The organism is Klebsiella sp. YJ (genome assembly GCF_002108615.1).
Lineage (GTDB): Bacteria > Pseudomonadota > Gammaproteobacteria > Enterobacterales > Enterobacteriaceae > Klebsiella > Klebsiella planticola.
Genome location: NZ_MTEG01000002.1, coordinates 122,441 through 137,973, shown reverse-complemented (window position 1 = coordinate 137,973; position 15,533 = coordinate 122,441). Strand labels below are relative to the sequence as shown.

General features: G+C 52.8%; 15 protein-coding genes. 7 read left to right on the top strand and 8 right to left on the bottom strand.

Translation table 11 applies throughout. From position 1 onward, the window contains the following. The first annotated feature begins 59 nt into the window (after nucleotides 1-59). Complete coding sequence (locus tag BV390_RS02910) at nucleotides 60-776, top strand: response regulator transcription factor (protein ID WP_032688664.1); 717 nt, start codon at nucleotides 60-62, stop codon at nucleotides 774-776. After that, entirely contained in the window at nucleotides 773-2,251 is a 1,479-nt protein-coding gene (locus BV390_RS02905; protein WP_085396553.1) for a sensor histidine kinase, read from the top strand. Before BV390_RS02910 ends, BV390_RS02905 begins: the two co-directional genes overlap by 4 nt. A gap of 80 nt (nucleotides 2,252-2,331) precedes the next feature. Here the strand turns inward: BV390_RS02905 and artJ are convergent, their stop codons facing one another. Next, nucleotides 2,332-3,063: an arginine ABC transporter substrate-binding protein ArtJ gene (artJ, locus tag BV390_RS02900; RefSeq protein ID WP_032688661.1), complete on the bottom strand. Its 732-nt coding sequence runs from the start codon at nucleotides 3,061-3,063 to the stop codon at nucleotides 2,332-2,334. A gap of 103 nt (nucleotides 3,064-3,166) precedes the next feature. Next, a complete protein-coding gene (locus tag BV390_RS02895; protein ID WP_032688660.1) occupies nucleotides 3,167-4,168 on the bottom strand; it encodes a KpsF/GutQ family sugar-phosphate isomerase in 1,002 nt (333 codons plus the stop codon). A 171-nt stretch (nucleotides 4,169-4,339) separates the two neighbouring features. Here BV390_RS02895 and BV390_RS02890 point away from each other — a divergent pair, with 171 nt between their 5' ends. Genes BV390_RS02890 through BV390_RS02875 form a run of 4 tightly spaced genes read left to right on the top strand, consistent with a single transcriptional unit; the run spans nucleotide 4,340 to nucleotide 8,952 of the window. Continuing rightward, a complete protein-coding gene (locus tag BV390_RS02890; RefSeq protein ID WP_032700460.1) occupies nucleotides 4,340-5,059 on the top strand; it encodes a DeoR/GlpR family DNA-binding transcription regulator in 720 nt (239 codons plus the stop codon). 29 nt (nucleotides 5,060-5,088) lie between these two features. Then, complete coding sequence (locus tag BV390_RS02885; protein ID WP_032688659.1) at nucleotides 5,089-6,393, top strand: four-carbon acid sugar kinase family protein; 1,305 nt, start codon at nucleotides 5,089-5,091, stop codon at nucleotides 6,391-6,393. 18 nt (nucleotides 6,394-6,411) lie between these two features. After that, nucleotides 6,412-7,407 (top strand): 4-hydroxythreonine-4-phosphate dehydrogenase PdxA, encoded by a 996-nt coding sequence (pdxA, locus tag BV390_RS02880; RefSeq protein WP_085396552.1) that lies wholly within the window; start codon nucleotides 6,412-6,414, stop codon nucleotides 7,405-7,407. Nucleotides 7,408-7,455: 48 nt separating this feature from the next. Then, nucleotides 7,456-8,952 (top strand): GntP family permease, encoded by a 1,497-nt coding sequence (locus BV390_RS02875; RefSeq protein WP_085396551.1) that lies wholly within the window; start codon nucleotides 7,456-7,458, stop codon nucleotides 8,950-8,952. Between the two features lie 39 nt (nucleotides 8,953-8,991). Here the strand turns inward: BV390_RS02875 and artM are convergent, their stop codons facing one another. The 6 genes from artM to yahO form a co-directional block, all read right to left on the bottom strand. Then, nucleotides 8,992-9,660, bottom strand: coding sequence for an arginine ABC transporter permease ArtM (gene artM / locus BV390_RS02870; RefSeq protein ID WP_032688655.1), 669 nt, complete (start codon nucleotides 9,658-9,660; stop codon nucleotides 8,992-8,994). Then, nucleotides 9,660-10,376 carry an arginine ABC transporter permease ArtQ gene (artQ, locus tag BV390_RS02865; RefSeq protein ID WP_032688654.1) on the bottom strand — a complete coding sequence of 239 codons (717 nt, stop codon included), beginning with the start codon at nucleotides 10,374-10,376 and terminating at the stop codon, nucleotides 9,660-9,662. The genes artM and artQ overlap by 1 nt, the downstream gene beginning before the upstream one ends. A 6-nt stretch (nucleotides 10,377-10,382) precedes the next feature. Further along, complete coding sequence (gene artI, locus BV390_RS02860; protein ID WP_032688653.1) at nucleotides 10,383-11,114, bottom strand: arginine ABC transporter substrate-binding protein ArtI; 732 nt, start codon at nucleotides 11,112-11,114, stop codon at nucleotides 10,383-10,385. Nucleotides 11,115-11,133: 19 nt separating this feature from the next. After that, entirely contained in the window at nucleotides 11,134-11,862 is a 729-nt protein-coding gene (artP, locus tag BV390_RS02855; RefSeq protein ID WP_004859977.1) for an arginine ABC transporter ATP-binding protein ArtP, read from the bottom strand. A gap of 223 nt (nucleotides 11,863-12,085) precedes the next feature. Next, entirely contained in the window at nucleotides 12,086-12,604 is a 519-nt protein-coding gene (locus BV390_RS02850) for a lipoprotein (protein ID WP_032688652.1), read from the bottom strand. 1,419 nt (nucleotides 12,605-14,023) lie between these two features. Next, on the bottom strand, nucleotides 14,024-14,296 hold the full coding sequence (gene yahO, locus BV390_RS02835) for a DUF1471 family periplasmic protein YahO (protein ID WP_032688756.1): 273 nt from the start codon (nucleotides 14,294-14,296) through the stop codon (nucleotides 14,024-14,026). Between the two features lie 404 nt (nucleotides 14,297-14,700). Here yahO and BV390_RS02830 point away from each other — a divergent pair, with 404 nt between their 5' ends. After that, a complete protein-coding gene (locus BV390_RS02830; protein ID WP_046852926.1) occupies nucleotides 14,701-15,528 on the top strand; it encodes an N-acetylmuramoyl-L-alanine amidase in 828 nt (275 codons plus the stop codon). Nucleotides 15,529-15,533: the final 5 nt, after the last annotated feature.

The window sequence follows — 15,533 nt, the reverse complement described above, 5'->3', positions numbered from 1 at the left end:
GCCGACGTAAATCGGGTAAGCTTGGCTAATAACAGCGTGAAATTAGCGGAGCAATACCCATGGCAAAGAAAATCCTGTTGGTCGAAGATGACGACGATATTGCCGCATTGCTGCGTTTAAATCTGCAGGATGAGGGATATCAGATTGTGCATGAAGCGGACGGCGCGCAGGCGCTGGTGCAGCTGGAAAAGGGCGGCTGGGATGCGGCGATTCTCGACCTGATGCTGCCCAACGTCGATGGGCTGGAGATTTGCCGGCGCATTCGCCAGATGACCCGCTATCTGCCGGTGATTATTATCAGCGCCCGTTCCAGCGAGACGCACCGCGTGCTGGGACTGGAAATGGGGGCGGACGACTACCTGGCCAAACCGTTTTCGGTTATCGAACTGGTGGCGCGAGTCAAAGCGCTCTTTCGTCGCCAGGAGGCGATGGGGCTCAATTTGCTGATGGATTCCGGGCGTATCGATTGCCACGGCCTGAGCATCGACCCGCTTGCGCGTGAAATCAGACTGCGCGGTGAGCCGGTGGATTTAACGCCGCGCGAATTTGACCTGCTGTACTACTTTGCCCGCCATCCCGGCGAGGTCTTCTCCCGCCTGGCCTTACTTGACCGCGTCTGGGGTTACCAGCACGAGGGCTATGAGCACACGGTCAATACCCATATCAACCGCCTGCGCAGTAAAATTGAACGCGACCCGGCGGAGCCGGAAATCATTCTGACGGTCTGGGGCAAGGGCTATAAATTCGCGCCTGTGCGTAAAGGAGCGGAGCAATGATGCGGCGATTAAGCCTGAGCCAGCGCCTGGCGCTGGTCTTCACTTCGCTGCTACTGCTTTGTGCGGCGGCGGTGTGTGTGGTTCAGCTGTATAGCAGCGCGCAATACGGTAATGCGATGGTCCAGCGTCTTTCGGTCGGGCTGGCACAGCAGATTGTTGCCCGTGAACCGCTGCTCGATGCGCGGGGCCAGGTCAATCGCGAGGCGCTGAAACCGCTTTTCGATCGCCTGATGGTCTTCAACCCCAGCGTCGAGCTCTACTTGATCTCACCTGACGGCGAGCTGCTGGCCGATGCTGCGCCGCCGGGCCATATCAAACGCCAGCGCGTTGACATCGTGCCGATACAGACGTTTCTCTCCGGCGGCACCTGGCCGGTGTACGGTGACGATCCGCGTAGCGAGGATCAGCGCAAGGTCTTCAGCGTGGCGCCGTTGAATGTCGACGGCCAGCTGCGCGGCTATCTCTATATTATCCTGCAAGGGGAAACCTTTAATGAGCTGGCGGCCAGCGCCTGGCAGAAGACGTTGGGAAGCCTGCTTATCTGGACGCTGCTGCTGGTGGCCCTGTTTGGTCTGCTGGCCGGCGGTCTTGCCTGGTATTGGGTGACGCGCCCGGTACGCCAGCTGACTGCACAGGTGGGGATGCCCGGAGAAGACAGCATGGGAGCGATTAAACTGCTGGCGGCGCAAGCGCCGGATCCGCATCCCGGCAATGAAGTGGCGATCCTGCATAACCGGTTTATCGACCTGGCCCGGCAGATCGCCGGGCAGTGGGATCGACTGGCCGATAGCGATCGCCAGCGGCGTGAATTTATCGCCAATATTTCTCACGATCTGCGGACTCCGCTGACTTCGCTGCTCGGTTATCTGGAGACGCTGACGCTGAAAGCCGATCGGCTGAGTGCGGAAGAGAGCAAGCGCTATCTCAATATTGCGCTGCGCCAGGGGAATAAAGTCCGCTCTCTTTCCCAGCAGCTGTTTGAGCTGGCGCGCCTGGAACATGGCGGGATCAAGCTGCAGCCGGAGAAATTTGTGCTGGCGGAGCTGGTCCAGGACGTGGCGCAGAAGTTCGACCTGGCGATTGCCACCCGCCACATCCGTTTACAGCTCTCCCTGGCCGGGGGATTGCCGCCGGTGGTGGCGGATTTATCGATGATGGAGCGGGTGTTGACCAATTTACTGGATAACGCGATTCGCCATACGCCGGATGGCGGCAGTATCAGCCTGACGGCCCGTCAGCAGGGTGCGGAGATGGTGGTTGAGGTAGCCGATAGCGGTCCTGGGGTTAGCGGTGAGCTGCGGGCGACACTGTTTGAGCGGCCTTCGGTGCTTGAACCCGGTCAGAGCCCGGAATCGCGAGGCGGGTTGGGACTGATGATTGTGCGGCGAATGCTGCAGCTGCACGGCGGTGATATTCAGCTGGTGGATGTGCCGGCAGGAGCCAGCTTCCGCTTTACCCTGCCGTTGCGTTCGTAGCGATGGTTCCCCGGCCAGGCGGTGCTGGCCGGGGAACCGCCCGGGCAAGGCATTTCGCCGCGACCCGGGTCAGCCGGGGATTATTCCGGGAACCACTGGTGGCTGATTTTCTGATACGTGCCGTCCGCTTTAATCGCCTTCAGCGCGGTATTGAGTTTTTCCAGCAGCGCCTTGTTGTCCGGACGTACCGCGATGCCGAGGCCGGTGCCGAAGTATTGCGGATCGGTCACTTTCGGAGTGGCGACGCCCAGCTGCGGGTTGGTCTTCAGCCACTCATTCACCACGGCAGTATCGCCAAACACCCCGTCAATACGGCCATTTTTCAGGTCGATAATCGCATTCTGATAGCTGTCATAGGCGACGGTTTTAACTTCCGGATGTTTGTCCTGCAGGTATTTCTGGTGGGTGGTGCCGTTTTCCATACCAATACGTTTGCCTTTCAGATCGGCAAAGGAGTGGAAGGCGTCTTTTTTAGCGATAACCAGCGCCGAGTTAGCGTAGTACGGATCGGTAAATGCGACCTGTTTGCTGCGCTCCGGAGTAATGTCCATCCCGGAAATCACCGCGTCATATTTTTTAAATTTCAGCGCCGGGATCAGGCTATCGAAAGCGTGGTTGGTAAAGGTACAGTCAGCCTGCATCTGTTTGCACAGCGCTTTCGCCAGATCCAGATCGAAACCAACGATCTGATTGTTAGCATCCATGGATTCAAAAGGGGGGTAGGTTGCCGAAACGCCGAAGCTGATTTTCTCTGCCGCGGCCGCGTTAAATGCGGTAGCGGCGAACATTGCGGCTAACAGTAACTTCTTCATGCGTGTTGCTCCCGTCTGTCAATATTGTGGTCGTTCGTCGTTTCCTGACGTGGAATAACCATGCCAAAAAATGAATTTATATTCAATATAAATGTATTTTTATTTATTTTTCCGGCGGAAATATGCGCAGGAGATCGGTTAAATGGAGTAATCCGACAACCTGTTTGTCGTCGTTAATCACCGGTAGCACGGTAATGGGGGCCGGCTGGTGCTGCTCCATGATTCTGATCGCCTCATCAATCAACTGATGCTGACCAATGCAGGTCGCGAAAGGGTTCATCAGTTCCCTCACCGGAGTCTGTAAGAAGAGGTTGTTGTACATGATATAGCGGCGGATATCGCCATCGGTAATGATGCCTTCCAGTTCATTGCGGCCATTAACAATCAGCGCTGCCCCCGAAAGATAGCGGGTCATGATGAACAGCGCATCCAGAATCGTCGACTCCCGACCGATCAGGCAGGCTTTTTCGCCGCTGCGCATCGCTTTCCCGACCGTTAATAGCCGCCTCCTGCCGAGTGAACCGCCGGGATGATAGAGGGCAAACTCCTCTTTGCTGAAGTTTCGTTCTTGCATCAGGGTTACGGCAAGGGCGTCTCCGATGGCCAACGCCAGCGTGGTGCTGGTTGTCGGGGCAAGATCCAGAGGGCAGCATTCATGCTCAACCTGTGAAGAAATAACAACGTCACTGTATTTTGCCAGCGGGGAATCAGGGGCGCCACATATCGCAATAATGGGCACGCCTGTTCGCTTGAGCGCGGGGAGCATATTGATGACTTCTGTCGTCTCGCCGCTGTTGGAGATGAGGATCACCACATCTTCGCGGCTGACTCTTCCCAGATCGCCATGCAACGCTTCGGCCGGGTGCAGATAAAATGAGGGCGTGCCGGTGCTGGCGAGGGTGGCCGAAATTTTATGCGCGATATAGCCGGGTTTACCCATGGCGCTTAACACCACCTTGCCAGGCGCATTTAATATAATATTTATCGCTTGTGCAAAGTTATCATTAATATTAGAGGTTGCGCTAATAATTGCCTTGGCCTCTTCATGCAATACGTTACGGCCTCGATTAATTATTTCCGATGTATTTCTTGTTTTATTATTCATAACGAGTTCCTTTAGGCGTTTATCGTTATTATGGTAGGTCCGATCACAGTACTCTTTTTATTCTGTGATTGAGTGAATGAGCTGTGAATTTGTGATTTTATTCACATCTCCATATTTAAAAAACGGTTAGCTTAAAAATCGAGTGAAGCTAACACTCAGCGAGATAATGTCATGACACGCTATTCAAAAACGCAAAGGGTGCGTCGTATTATTGAGATGCTTGACGTTAATCATTCCACTACTATTAACCAGTTAGCTGAATACTTTACAGTTTCACATATGACCATTCGCCGTGATATTGAGGAACTCCAGAAGAACGGGCAGGTCAAGGTTATATTCGGTGGTCAAGTTATTAAGGGATTCATTAATGAAAGTCCAGAATATAAAGATAAAGCGCAACACCATATTGCATGGAAAAAGGAGATAGCGCTCCAGGCCTATAAACTCTTGCGTCCTGGAGAGATCGTCTTTATGGACGGTGGCACCACGGTGAAACAGCTGGCCTGGCTAATAGATATTCCACTAACGGTGATCACTAATGATATTTCAACTGCCTATATTCTGAATGACCGCCCCAACATTAAATTGCTTATTTGCCCAGGTGAGTTAGTCAGAGAAAGTCGCTCAGCCTATTGTACTGAGACGCTGCGTTACCTGAGCGAGCATTATACCGACCTCGCTTTTATCGGCGCGGATGGTTTTGATGAGAATTATGGCGCAATGACCACCACGCAAAGTAAAGCGGACTGTAAGTGGATGGCAATGAGCCGCGCCGCAAAGTCAGTTCTGCTGGTGGATAAGAGTAAACGCAATGTCTTCTGCCATTACAAAATAACCGATTTGGCGGAATTCAGTCAGGTCATCGTCAATAGCGATTCGCTGATGAGGTGACATCAACCCGATACGGAGAGGGAAGCACTGTGAAAATTGCAATAATTGCGGACGATTTAACCGGCGCAAATGCGACCGCCGCGCTGTTAAGTACCAAAGGGTTTACGACCATGACCTGTCTGGATAACGACGCGAAAGAGGCGGAACGCTTTGACGTGGTTTCATTTTCTACAGATTCCCGCTCAGTTTCTTCTGCCGAAGCCTACAGGCGGGTAGCGGAATGCGTCGCGCGGATTAACCCGGAGCAGACGCTGATCAGTAAGCGCATTGATTCAACGCTGCGCGGTAATTTAGGCGCTGAAGTTGATGCGGTCATCGATAGCTTTCCCCATCTGATGGCTATCGTCGTCCCCGTTTATCCCTCCAGCGGGCGTATTTGCGTGGGAGGATCGCTGCTGGTGGACGGCATTCCGCTACAGAATACCGCAATGCGCAACGATCCTAAAAACCCAATGCTGGAATCGTCGGTAGTGGAGTTGTTCCGCCAGCAGACCAATAAAAATGTCAGTTATATTTGTCTGCGCGATGTGCTGCGTGGCGAAATCACGCTGACTAAAAAACTGAAGGAGTTGTATTGTGGCAACGTCCGGATTGTCATCATTGATGCGACAACCGGTGATGATATTCAGCAGATAGCGCAGGCGGTACAGAAAGCAAAAATTCCCTGTTTTTGCGTCGACCCCGGTGTGTTCACCGCGCAGCTGGCATGGTTAAAATTTTCATCCGGGCGCAGACGGACCAATAAAGTTTTTCTGGCCATTGGCAGTGTTTCTGATTTAACCCAGCGGCAAATAAAGAAATTACGCTACGAGCGTGAAGTCTATATTGAGACGCTGTCGGCAGAGGAGTTAATCAATTTTTCCCTTAACCCGGAAAGTGCCGCCCAGGTCGTTGATCGGTTAATTGATAAAACCCGGACCTTTGATGTTATAGGCATTGATTCTGTCGAGGCTCCTGAGCATATTTTCAGGCTGGATACTCTCGCTAAAAAATTCGCAGTCGACAATCATCAGGTCAGCTGCATGATTAATAGTGGTATCGCCGAAGTCGTCGCTCAGGTGTTGAAGAAAGAAAAATCGCCGATCAGCGGACTCTACGGCAGCGGCGGCGATGTGATGGTCAGTATTACCAGACGATTAAAAGGTAGCGGCGTAGTATTAAAAGACGAAGTTGAACCGCTGGCCGTCTATGGAAAGTTAGTCGGGGGATTGGCTGATGGGCTGCCGTTAATTACCAAAGGTGGATTTATCGGTAATGATAACACCCTGGTGCACTGTATTGATTATTTAGTGACTAAAGTATCGGGCAATACCGCCATTACCGAAACTGTGTAAATATAAAAGGAGTTAATTATGAGACCGTTGGTGGTTATTCCAATGGGGGATGCTGCTGGCATCGGCCCGGAGATTACCGTAAAAACCCTGGCCTCTGAGCACGCGCAACAATATGCCAGAATGGTCGTTGTCGGAAATAAACATATTCTTGAACAGGCGCTGAAGTTTTCCGGCGTGTCGTTAGTTATTAACGTCATTACTGGTGTGAATGAGTATCTCGATCGGCCGGGATTAATGAATCTCATTGAGTGCGGGGATCTTAATATTGATGTGTTCCAACCGGGTGAGATTCAGGGGCAGTGCGGCAGGGCGGCCTATGACTGTATTGAGAAAGCGGTAAAGATGACGCTACGCGGCGACGTTGACGCGGTGGCGACGACCCCGATTAATAAGGAGTCACTGCGGGCCGGAGGCGTTGATTTTATTGGCCACACCGAGATATTTGCTCATCTCACTGATACCCGCGATCCGCTGACTTTGTTTCAGGTGCGCACGCTGCGGGTTTTCTTCCTGACGCGTCATCTCTCTCTGGTGGAGGCGATCCGCAGCCTGACGCCGGAGAAAGTGTGCGATTACGCGGTGCGCTGTACCCGCGCGCTGCAGCAGCTTGGCGTGCCGCAGCCCAAACTGGTGGTGGCTGCGATTAATCCCCACGGCGGCGAACACGGTCTGTTTGGCCATGAGGATGATGAAGTCCTGTTGCCGGGTATTGAGCTTGCGCGCGAACAAGGTATAGCGATTGAGGGGCCAAAACCGGCCGACAGCGTGTTCCATTTTGCTCTGCTGGGGGCATGGGATGCCGTACTGTCGCCGTACCATGACCAGGGGCATATCGCCACCAAAATGGTGGACTTCCACCGCACCATTTCTATCACCAGCGGCATGCCTGTCCTGCGAACCTCCGTTGATCACGGTACGGCAAATGATATTGCGGGTAAGGGGATTGCCGATCCGGTTAGCCTGATTGAAGCGGTCAGGCTGGCTGCACTCTACGCGCCCTATTACAAAAAATAATAACCTGCGGCGGGCGTGACGCCCGCCGCTCAATAATCCGAGGTGAGTATGTCTGATAAACCAGTGGAAGCCGCCGCGGCGGGAATGAGTCCGGCATTGAAGGGGGCATTAGTTCTTGGCATTGGGTTAATCATTTTTAATCCTGGAAGTACCAGCGGGGAGGAGCTCGACAGTTTCCGCGTGATTGGTGGGCTGCTGGTCGCAATAGCGGCACTGCTCTTTATGATCCTTAAAACGCGCATTCCGGCATTTCCCGCCTTGATCATTGCCGCGGTGATTACCGGTTCGTTAGGCGGGATGAAAAGCGAAATGATGATCGCTTCTGTTACCCGGGGCTTTGGTGGGACGCTAGGGAATATCGGTATCGTGATTGGCTTTGGCGTGATGATGGGATCGCTGTTGCAGATGAGCGGGGCCTCAAAGCGCATGGCGATTTCGTTTATCAACCTGCTGGGCAAGGGGCGCGAGGAGCTGGCGCTGGTGATGATCGGTCTAATCGTCTCAATGGCCGTATTCTGTGATTCGGCATTTATCGTTTTGGTACCGTTGGTTAAGGCGATCTCCCGTTCAACGGGGAAATCGGTGGTAGGGTTAGGGGCAACGCTTGCGGCTGGACTGGTGATCAGTCATAGCATGATCCCGCCCGCCGTTGGTCCGTTTGGCGTGGTATCACAGTTCAATATGCCTATTGGCCGCTTTATGCTCTGGAGTATGGTCGTGGCGGTACCGGTAGCGATAGCCGGATTCCTGTATACCCGACGACTTGGCAACGCTATTTTCCTGATCCCGACGGAAGACGGCAGTGGATTTACCCGTGAACGCCCCGTTTCCGCAAAGGAAAGTGTGCAGCAGGAGGAATCTCTGCCGGGCAAAGTGATTTCGTTTGCTCCGCTGATGGTGCCGATTGTGCTTATTCTGCTGGCCACTTTCTTCAAGGAGTTCGGCTATATTGAGCCCGATAGTCATGCGTGGCAGCAGTCGTTAGTGCAGATGGTCATCGCAATCGGTCATCCGGTGACGGCGGTGGGGACCGGGTTACTGATCGCCATTATTGGGCTGGGCAGCCGTTACGAGCGTAAAGAAGTGACCCAAAACATGGAAAATGCGATTCGCTCGGCGGGGATCATTTTTCTGGTTATCGGCGGGGGAGGGGCGCTGGGGATGGTGCTGCGTGATTCTGGTGCCGGTAATATGATCGCCGATTACATTATCCAGACAGGCGTGCCGGGCGTCTTGCTGCCGCTGACCATTTCGACGCTGGTGCGCTTAATTCAGGGGTCTGGTACGGTGGCGATGATTACCGCTGCAAGTATTACCGCCCCGATGATTGGGACGTTAGGCGTGGATCCTGTTATTGCTGGCCTGGGCTGTACGGTTGGCTCCTTCATGTTTTCCTACTTTAACGACGCCTATTTTTGGGTCGTCAACCGCTCCCTTGGCGTGACTGAAGTTCAGGAACAGATCAAGGTGTGGAGTATCACCTCAACTATCCTCTGGGCGACCGGGTCGGTCACCTTACTGCTGATTAACGCGCTGTTCTTTTAAGGAATAAAAAAAGGGATCCCAACGGGATCCCTTTTGGGGTTAGTTCCGTCGTTCAAACGCCAGCGCTTTACGCTCCACCAACCGCATCAGCAGCGTCAGCAGACCGTTGACGATGAGATAGACAATACCGGCCGCGCCAAACACCATCACGTCGTAGGTACGTCCGTACAGCAGCTGGCCGTGCCCCATGACTTCCATCAGCGTAATGGTGTAAGCCAGAGAGGTACTTTTGAACACCAGCACCACCTCGTTGGAATAAGAAGAGAGGGCGCGTTTAAAGGCGTACGGCAGCAGAATCGCCAGCGTGTCTTTCTTGCTCATGCCCAGCGCGCTGCAGGATTGCCACTGGCCGTCAGGGATGGCGCGGATCGCACCATAAAACAGCTGGGTGGTGTAGGCTGCGCTGTTGAGGGACAGGGCTATCATGGCGCACAGCCAGGGTTCAGAAATCAGATGCCACAGCACCGGGTAGTTCTGCAAAGAGGGGAACTGACCTGGACCATAGTAAATCAGGAAGATCTGCACCAGCAGCGGCGTACCGGTAAATAAGGTGATGTAAGCGCGAACAATCCACACCAGTACCGGCGTTTTCAGCGTCAGGACGATGGTGAAAACCAGCGCCAGAATCAGCGCCACGACGATCGAAGCCGCCGTCAGCGTCAGGCTGGTATGCAGCCCTTTCAGCAGTTCGGGTAAATAATCGAGCATCAGCCTGGTCTCCGTTCGAAGCGCGTCGCACGCTGGTCAATACGTTTGAGGATGTACTGACTGAGCAGGGTGATGACCAGATAGATCGCCGCCGCGATGATGTACCAGTTAAACGGCTCCTGGGTGCGCGTGGCGATGCTTTTGGTTTGCAGCATCAGATCGTTGACGCTGATTAAACTGACCAGCGCGGTATCTTTCAGCAGAACCAGCCACTGGTTGCCGAGGCCCGGCAACGCATGACGCCACATTTGCGGCATCACCAGACGGAAGAAGATCGCCCCTTTCGATAGCCCCAGCGCCTGGCCGGACTCCCACTGTCCCTGAGGTACCGCCTTAAGCGCTCCGCGCAGAGTTTGCGAGGCGTAAGCGGCGTAAAGCAGGGACAACGCGATGGCGCCGCACAGGAACGGACTGACGTCGAAGTTTTCAATCTGCATCTGTACCGGAATCTGCACAAAGCCAAGATTGATCGTAAAACCGTCGGAGAGCGTAAGCAGCAGCTGTGAGGAGCCGAAATAGATAAACAGGACCACCAGAATCTCCGGTAGTCCACGCAGAACCGTGACCACGCCGGTTGCGAGCCATGCCAGCGGGCGCCATTTCACTGACTCCAGCACGGCAAACAGCATCGCCAGCACAAGGCCGATGATGAGCGCGCAAACGGCAAGGCCGACGGTCATCCCGGCGGCACTTGCTAATGGAAAAATTTCATTCATTTAGCGTTACTTCTGAAACCATTTGCTATAGATGGTCTGGTAAGTCCCATCTTTTTTCACTTTTTCCAGCGCAGCATTAAATTTCTGCTGCAGTTCGGTATTGCCCTGACGAAGCGCAATGCCCAGACCGGTACCGAAGTAGTCTTTATCGGTGACTTTATCGCCCACCGCGGCCAGCTTCGGATTGCTTTTCAGCCACTCGGTGACGACGGCATTATCGCCAAACACGGCATCAATACGGCCATTTTGCAGATCCAGCTTCGCATTCTGGTAGCTGTCGTATGGCACGGTGGTGATTTCAGGGTGTTTGTCGTTAATAAATTTCTGGTGCGTGGTCCCGTTCTGGACGCCGACTTTTTTGCCTTTCAGCTGTTCGAGGCTGGTGTATTTACCCTGCTGGCCGACAAACAGCGCCGAGTTTTCGTAGTAAGGGGTCGTGAACAGCACCTGTTTTTCACGCTCAGGCGTGATATCCATCCCGGCCATCACCGCATCGACGCGGCGGAATTTGAGGCTGGGGATCAGGCTGTCGAAGGCCTGGTTGGTAAAGGTGCAGGTGGCATCAATTTCTTTACACAGCGCGTTGGCCAGATCGACATCAAAACCGACAATTTTATTGTTGGCATCAATCGATTCAAACGGAGGGTAGGAGGCCTCAGTGGCGAAACGAATGGTCTGGGCGGCAGTAGCTGACAGGCTCATGCTGGCCAGGATCGCGGCAATCAGTACTTTTTTCATCGTCATTTCCCCGAAAACATCAATGTGAAAGATAGTTTTTAAACGCGTCGGTCTGAGGATGCGTAAAGCAGCTGGCATCCCCTTGTTCAATGATGTGACCATTTTCCATATACACCACCCGGCTTGCCGTTTTACGCGCCACTTCCACTTCGTGGGTGACGATAACCTGCGTAATGCCGGTACCGGCCAGTTCGCGGATAATGCTGACGATCTGAGCGGTGATTTCCGGGTCGAGTGCGGCGGTAGGTTCATCAAACAGCAGAACCTGAGGTTCCATCATCAGCGCCCGCGCAATGGCGACGCGCTGCTGCTGGCCACCGGAAAGATGCAGCGGATAGCGATCGCTGTAGGGCTTGAGACGAAGACGTTCCAGCAGTTTTTCGGCGCGAGCGAGCGCCATGTCTTTACTTAACCCCAGCACGCGGCAGGGGGCTTCAATCAGGTTTTGCTGCACCGTCAGGTGCGGCCACAGATTATACTGTTGGAAAACCATACCCACGTTCTGGCGCAGCTCACGAATGGCTTTGTCAGAAGGCGCTTTGGTAAAGTCGAAGTGGTTACCGGCGATATGTAATGTCCCGGAGCGCGGCATTTCCAGCAGGTTGAGTACGCGAAGCAGCGAGCTTTTCCCGGCGCCACTGGGGCCGAGCAGCACCAGCGTTTCCCCCTGCGGGCAATCCAGCGTGATGTCGAACAGCGCCTGATGCGCGCCGTAGAAGCAGTTAATGCCGTTTAGTTTAATACTCATCTGGGCTGTCTGATACGAATAGCTATTGAGGCCGCAAATACTACCTTTGACAGAATAGTTATGCAATATTTATGCGTTAAAAGTTAAATGTAAACCACATTTACCTCTAAACTTAGCACAAAATATGGGTTCGTGGGGTGGGGAGGCACAAATGTCGGCATAACCTGGAGAAATACCGACATTTTACCGGGGTTATCGTTTCAGCGGCGTGGGTTCCACGCCCTTATCCGCGTTTTTCAAGACTCTGTTGCAGGGAACCGGCCGGGGCATGGGAGTTAATGCCAAGATAACGCACGTCGTCGACGGCCCAGCACTGGCCTTCCTGAATCATCAGCACTTCATCCTGCCAGCTTTGACTGCCCTGTTTTAAATCGACGCGCAGAGGGATATTGCGGGCATCGCGGTTTGGAATGGTCGAGGCGCTGGCCACGCTGGCGCTATCGGCCGGGGTTGTCGAGCTGGAGAAGAGGTTCGATTGCAGCAGCGAGCTGCGTGACGGATCCTGGCGGGCATCGTTTAACAGTTTGGCCAGATCGTCGCTGAGGTAAGGACGCAGGGCCGTCAGGTCGTTGTTCCGATGCTGGACCTGATAATCGTAAAATTTCTGCGCCACCTCATCCGGCCCACCTTCGATGCAGGCCCCGCTGCGGGTGCCATTATCTTTATAGGCGGGTGTGACGGTGGTACAGGCACTCAGCGCGAGCGCGCACGGGATAATAAAAGCAACGAGTTTGTAGCGCATGATGATTTCCTTATAAGCTCACTACGTTATTAGTTTCTGTTCAAGCATAGCGTACTGGCTCCGGAATGTGCTTGACTCTTAGAGCTCAGGCAATACATTTTTCCCCAAAGTGTATTTTTGCCCATGCGTTGTCAGCGATCGCGCTATTTTTTATCAGCGATCACACGCTATTTATTTTCGCCAATACAATCTGTTTTCCGTAAAATGAAAACTATATATCTGCTTAAATATTCAATAATCAGGCGCGATAGGATTTATATTTAAAATAGAGCTCCTGTCTCCTCAGACTATGGTATTTGCCATTTCAGAACCAGGCGGTGCTCACCCTCCTCACGTACTCCCTGTCGGTGTCCGGACGGGCGGCAACAATTACACCTGCCGGGATAAGCTCTAAGCACAGCCCGCCGCTGCAATGGTATTATTATTTAATAGCAAATAATAAACTCCAGTGCGGGCGAAATTATTACCTCGCTTTGTGAAAAAAAACGACCGGACGGTGAACCGGGATGATGATTATGCGGTATATTTTTCCGATGCCGGCAGGCAGCACTATTGGCTCGACGGGTTTAAGGGGCATGACGTCCATGTTGAGCGTCTGGCCGTATCGGTGTCTGATAATATGCAAACGGGAAAATTCCTCGTTTCCCGCCGGCTCGGGATGGAAAGCCAAACTGTGCACTATAAAAATATGGCAAGATCATATCAGAATCGATTTCTTTAACGCCATTAACGATTCGCTGCATATTATTGATGGCAATACTTTGCCCTTATAGGGAAATTGCGCTCATGTTTCCCCATTCCAGGCGCGTGAACTCACCAGTCAGGAGCGTGTATTCCTATTGCGTTTAATTGTGTATGAGTTCGTAAGGCGGCGCCCGTCAAATCCTGTGGCAGGCATCACGCTGGATGAAGCGCTTGCACTTCTCTACGGCAGGCTGGCGATCCCCGCAGCGCTGGGGCGAGAGTAAAGGCATCTTGCGCCCGCGCCGTCTGGCAGACTCCCGCCAGATCGACATCTTCCGTACCGATTTCATAAAACCGAGTGCACTCGTGTGCGCACCACTGCTACAGACCAACCCAGAGAAGCTCGATATGACTTTTTTCCTTGGCCGCCTGCCAGCTGCAGGGTTGTAAATTTTAGTCTCGTTTTTATCTCCGCAAAGTATAGCCAACTCGCCGGTGCCAGAATGAACTTCGGTTGTTAAACATCATTTCGTGGCGTGGTACCACAATCATTTCGGCGGAATTTAAAATGTGTCGATCTGAATTTGAGTATGCTGGTCTTGCGCGGGGCGCTATCTGATAATGATATGCAGGGGCTGTAAATATTAAATGCTATCTAAAAATAAACCTTGTCAGGAATACACAAGGGGGATTATCGCCATTTGGCGATAATCCCCCTTCAGAAAGAAAAGTTAATTATTTTTTCTTATAAATATTGGCAGAAACATGAAGTTTCTTGTCGGTGTTGCCGGAAGACAGAACGACAACATCAGCACCTTTTTCTTCAGCTTTTTTCAGCAACTCTGCACGCGCATCGCCAGGAGCGGTCTGGCCTGTAGAGGAAATGGTACCCACTTTTTGATACTGGGTCTGCACTTTGGCGAAATCTTCTTTGGACAAAATTTCCGCTGAGAATGCGTTTGCGGTTAAAAACAATGCTGCACCTGCCACTAAAGCTGCATATTTCATATTTTTAATCTCCATTGTTTAACTTGCTATCATCATGCCCTTGTTTTAACTAACCAATGAGCGGCTCCAGATTGAATCAAGTGAATTTTTTTTTCAAGCTAAATACTACAAAACTATGATCGCTAACTCGTGTACTGATAAGGAAAAGATGACTCCGGGTTTATGATTTGTGGCGTCTTTTTTCAAAAGAGTAGTTAAGACTCTACTTAATCTCATTTTAAACAGTGGTTAGTATAAATTTACCTTATGTATTACGGCTGTGAAATTTGCAAAATGGCACCGGCAGACAGCGTTGAGTTCATGGTTTATCATGAGTCAAGCCGCTATCGACATTGGCGGAAGGTGGTTTATATAAGGATCTGACTGATGGCCCGACTCACCGTATGTTGGGGGATGACCTCCCGATGAAACGTTCTGGACTTATCGCGCTCTTACTGCTGCTGGCCGGTTGTAGCGCAGAAAAAGGGATTATTGACCGCGACGGTTACCAGCTCGATACCCGCCATCCGGCGCAGGCAGCCTACCCGAGAGTGAAAGTCTTAGTCATTCACTATACCGCCGATGACTTTGACGTTTCCCTGGCGACCCTGACGGACAATCAGGTCAGCTCCCACTATCTGATCCCCGAGCAGCCGCCGCTGTATCAGGGCAAACCGCGGATCTGGCAACTGGTGCCGGAACAAGATTTGGCCTGGCATGCCGGGATTAGCTTCTGGCGCGGCAGTACGCGCATTAACGATACGTCTATTGGCATTGAACTGGAGAACCGCGGCTGGCAGAAGAGCGTGGGGGGGAAAAGCTTTACACCGTTCAACCCGGCACAGATTAACGCACTGATTCCGTTGGCAAAAGATATTATTTCCCGCTACCACATTGCGCCGCAAAACGTGGTTGCCCACGCCGATATTGCCCCGCAGCGTAAGGACGACCCCGGGCCGTTATTCCCATGGCGGCAGCTGGCCGGGCAAGGTATTGGCGCATGGCCGGATGCCAGTCGGGTGGCGTTTTATCTCAACGGTCGGCCATCGTATCAACCGGTTGATAGCGCTGAACTGCTGGATACGCTCTCCCGCTATGGCTATCAGGTCACGCCAGAGATGACCCCGGCGCAACAGAAACGAGTCATTATGGCCTTTCAGATGCACTTCCGCCCGGCGCGCTGGGATGGCGTCGCCGATGCTGAAACCCAGGCCATCGCCGATGCGCTGTTGGAAAAGTATGGCCAGGGATAACCTGA

Coding starts and splice junctions, on each gene's coding strand:
- BV390_RS02895 (WP_032688660.1), bottom strand. CDS start 4,168: ATGAATAATAAAACAAGAAATACATCGGAAATAATTAATCGAGGCCGT.
- BV390_RS02890 (WP_032700460.1), top strand. CDS start 4,340: ATGACACGCTATTCAAAAACGCAAAGGGTGCGTCGTATTATTGAGATG.
- BV390_RS02905 (WP_085396553.1), top strand. CDS start 773: ATGATGCGGCGATTAAGCCTGAGCCAGCGCCTGGCGCTGGTCTTCACT.
- pdxA (WP_085396552.1), top strand. CDS start 6,412: ATGAGACCGTTGGTGGTTATTCCAATGGGGGATGCTGCTGGCATCGGC.
- artJ (WP_032688661.1), bottom strand. CDS start 3,063: ATGAAGAAGTTACTGTTAGCCGCAATGTTCGCCGCTACCGCATTTAAC.
- artQ (WP_032688654.1), bottom strand. CDS start 10,376: ATGAATGAAATTTTTCCATTAGCAAGTGCCGCCGGGATGACCGTCGGC.
- BV390_RS02875 (WP_085396551.1), top strand. CDS start 7,456: ATGTCTGATAAACCAGTGGAAGCCGCCGCGGCGGGAATGAGTCCGGCA.
- artI (WP_032688653.1), bottom strand. CDS start 11,114: ATGAAAAAAGTACTGATTGCCGCGATCCTGGCCAGCATGAGCCTGTCA.
- artM (WP_032688655.1), bottom strand. CDS start 9,660: ATGCTCGATTATTTACCCGAACTGCTGAAAGGGCTGCATACCAGCCTG.
- yahO (WP_032688756.1), bottom strand. CDS start 14,296: ATGAAATATGCAGCTTTAGTGGCAGGTGCAGCATTGTTTTTAACCGCA.
- artP (WP_004859977.1), bottom strand. CDS start 11,862: ATGAGTATTAAACTAAACGGCATTAACTGCTTCTACGGCGCGCATCAG.
- BV390_RS02910 (WP_032688664.1), top strand. CDS start 60: ATGGCAAAGAAAATCCTGTTGGTCGAAGATGACGACGATATTGCCGCA.
- BV390_RS02850 (WP_032688652.1), bottom strand. CDS start 12,604: ATGCGCTACAAACTCGTTGCTTTTATTATCCCGTGCGCGCTCGCGCTG.
- BV390_RS02830 (WP_046852926.1), top strand. CDS start 14,701: ATGAAACGTTCTGGACTTATCGCGCTCTTACTGCTGCTGGCCGGTTGT.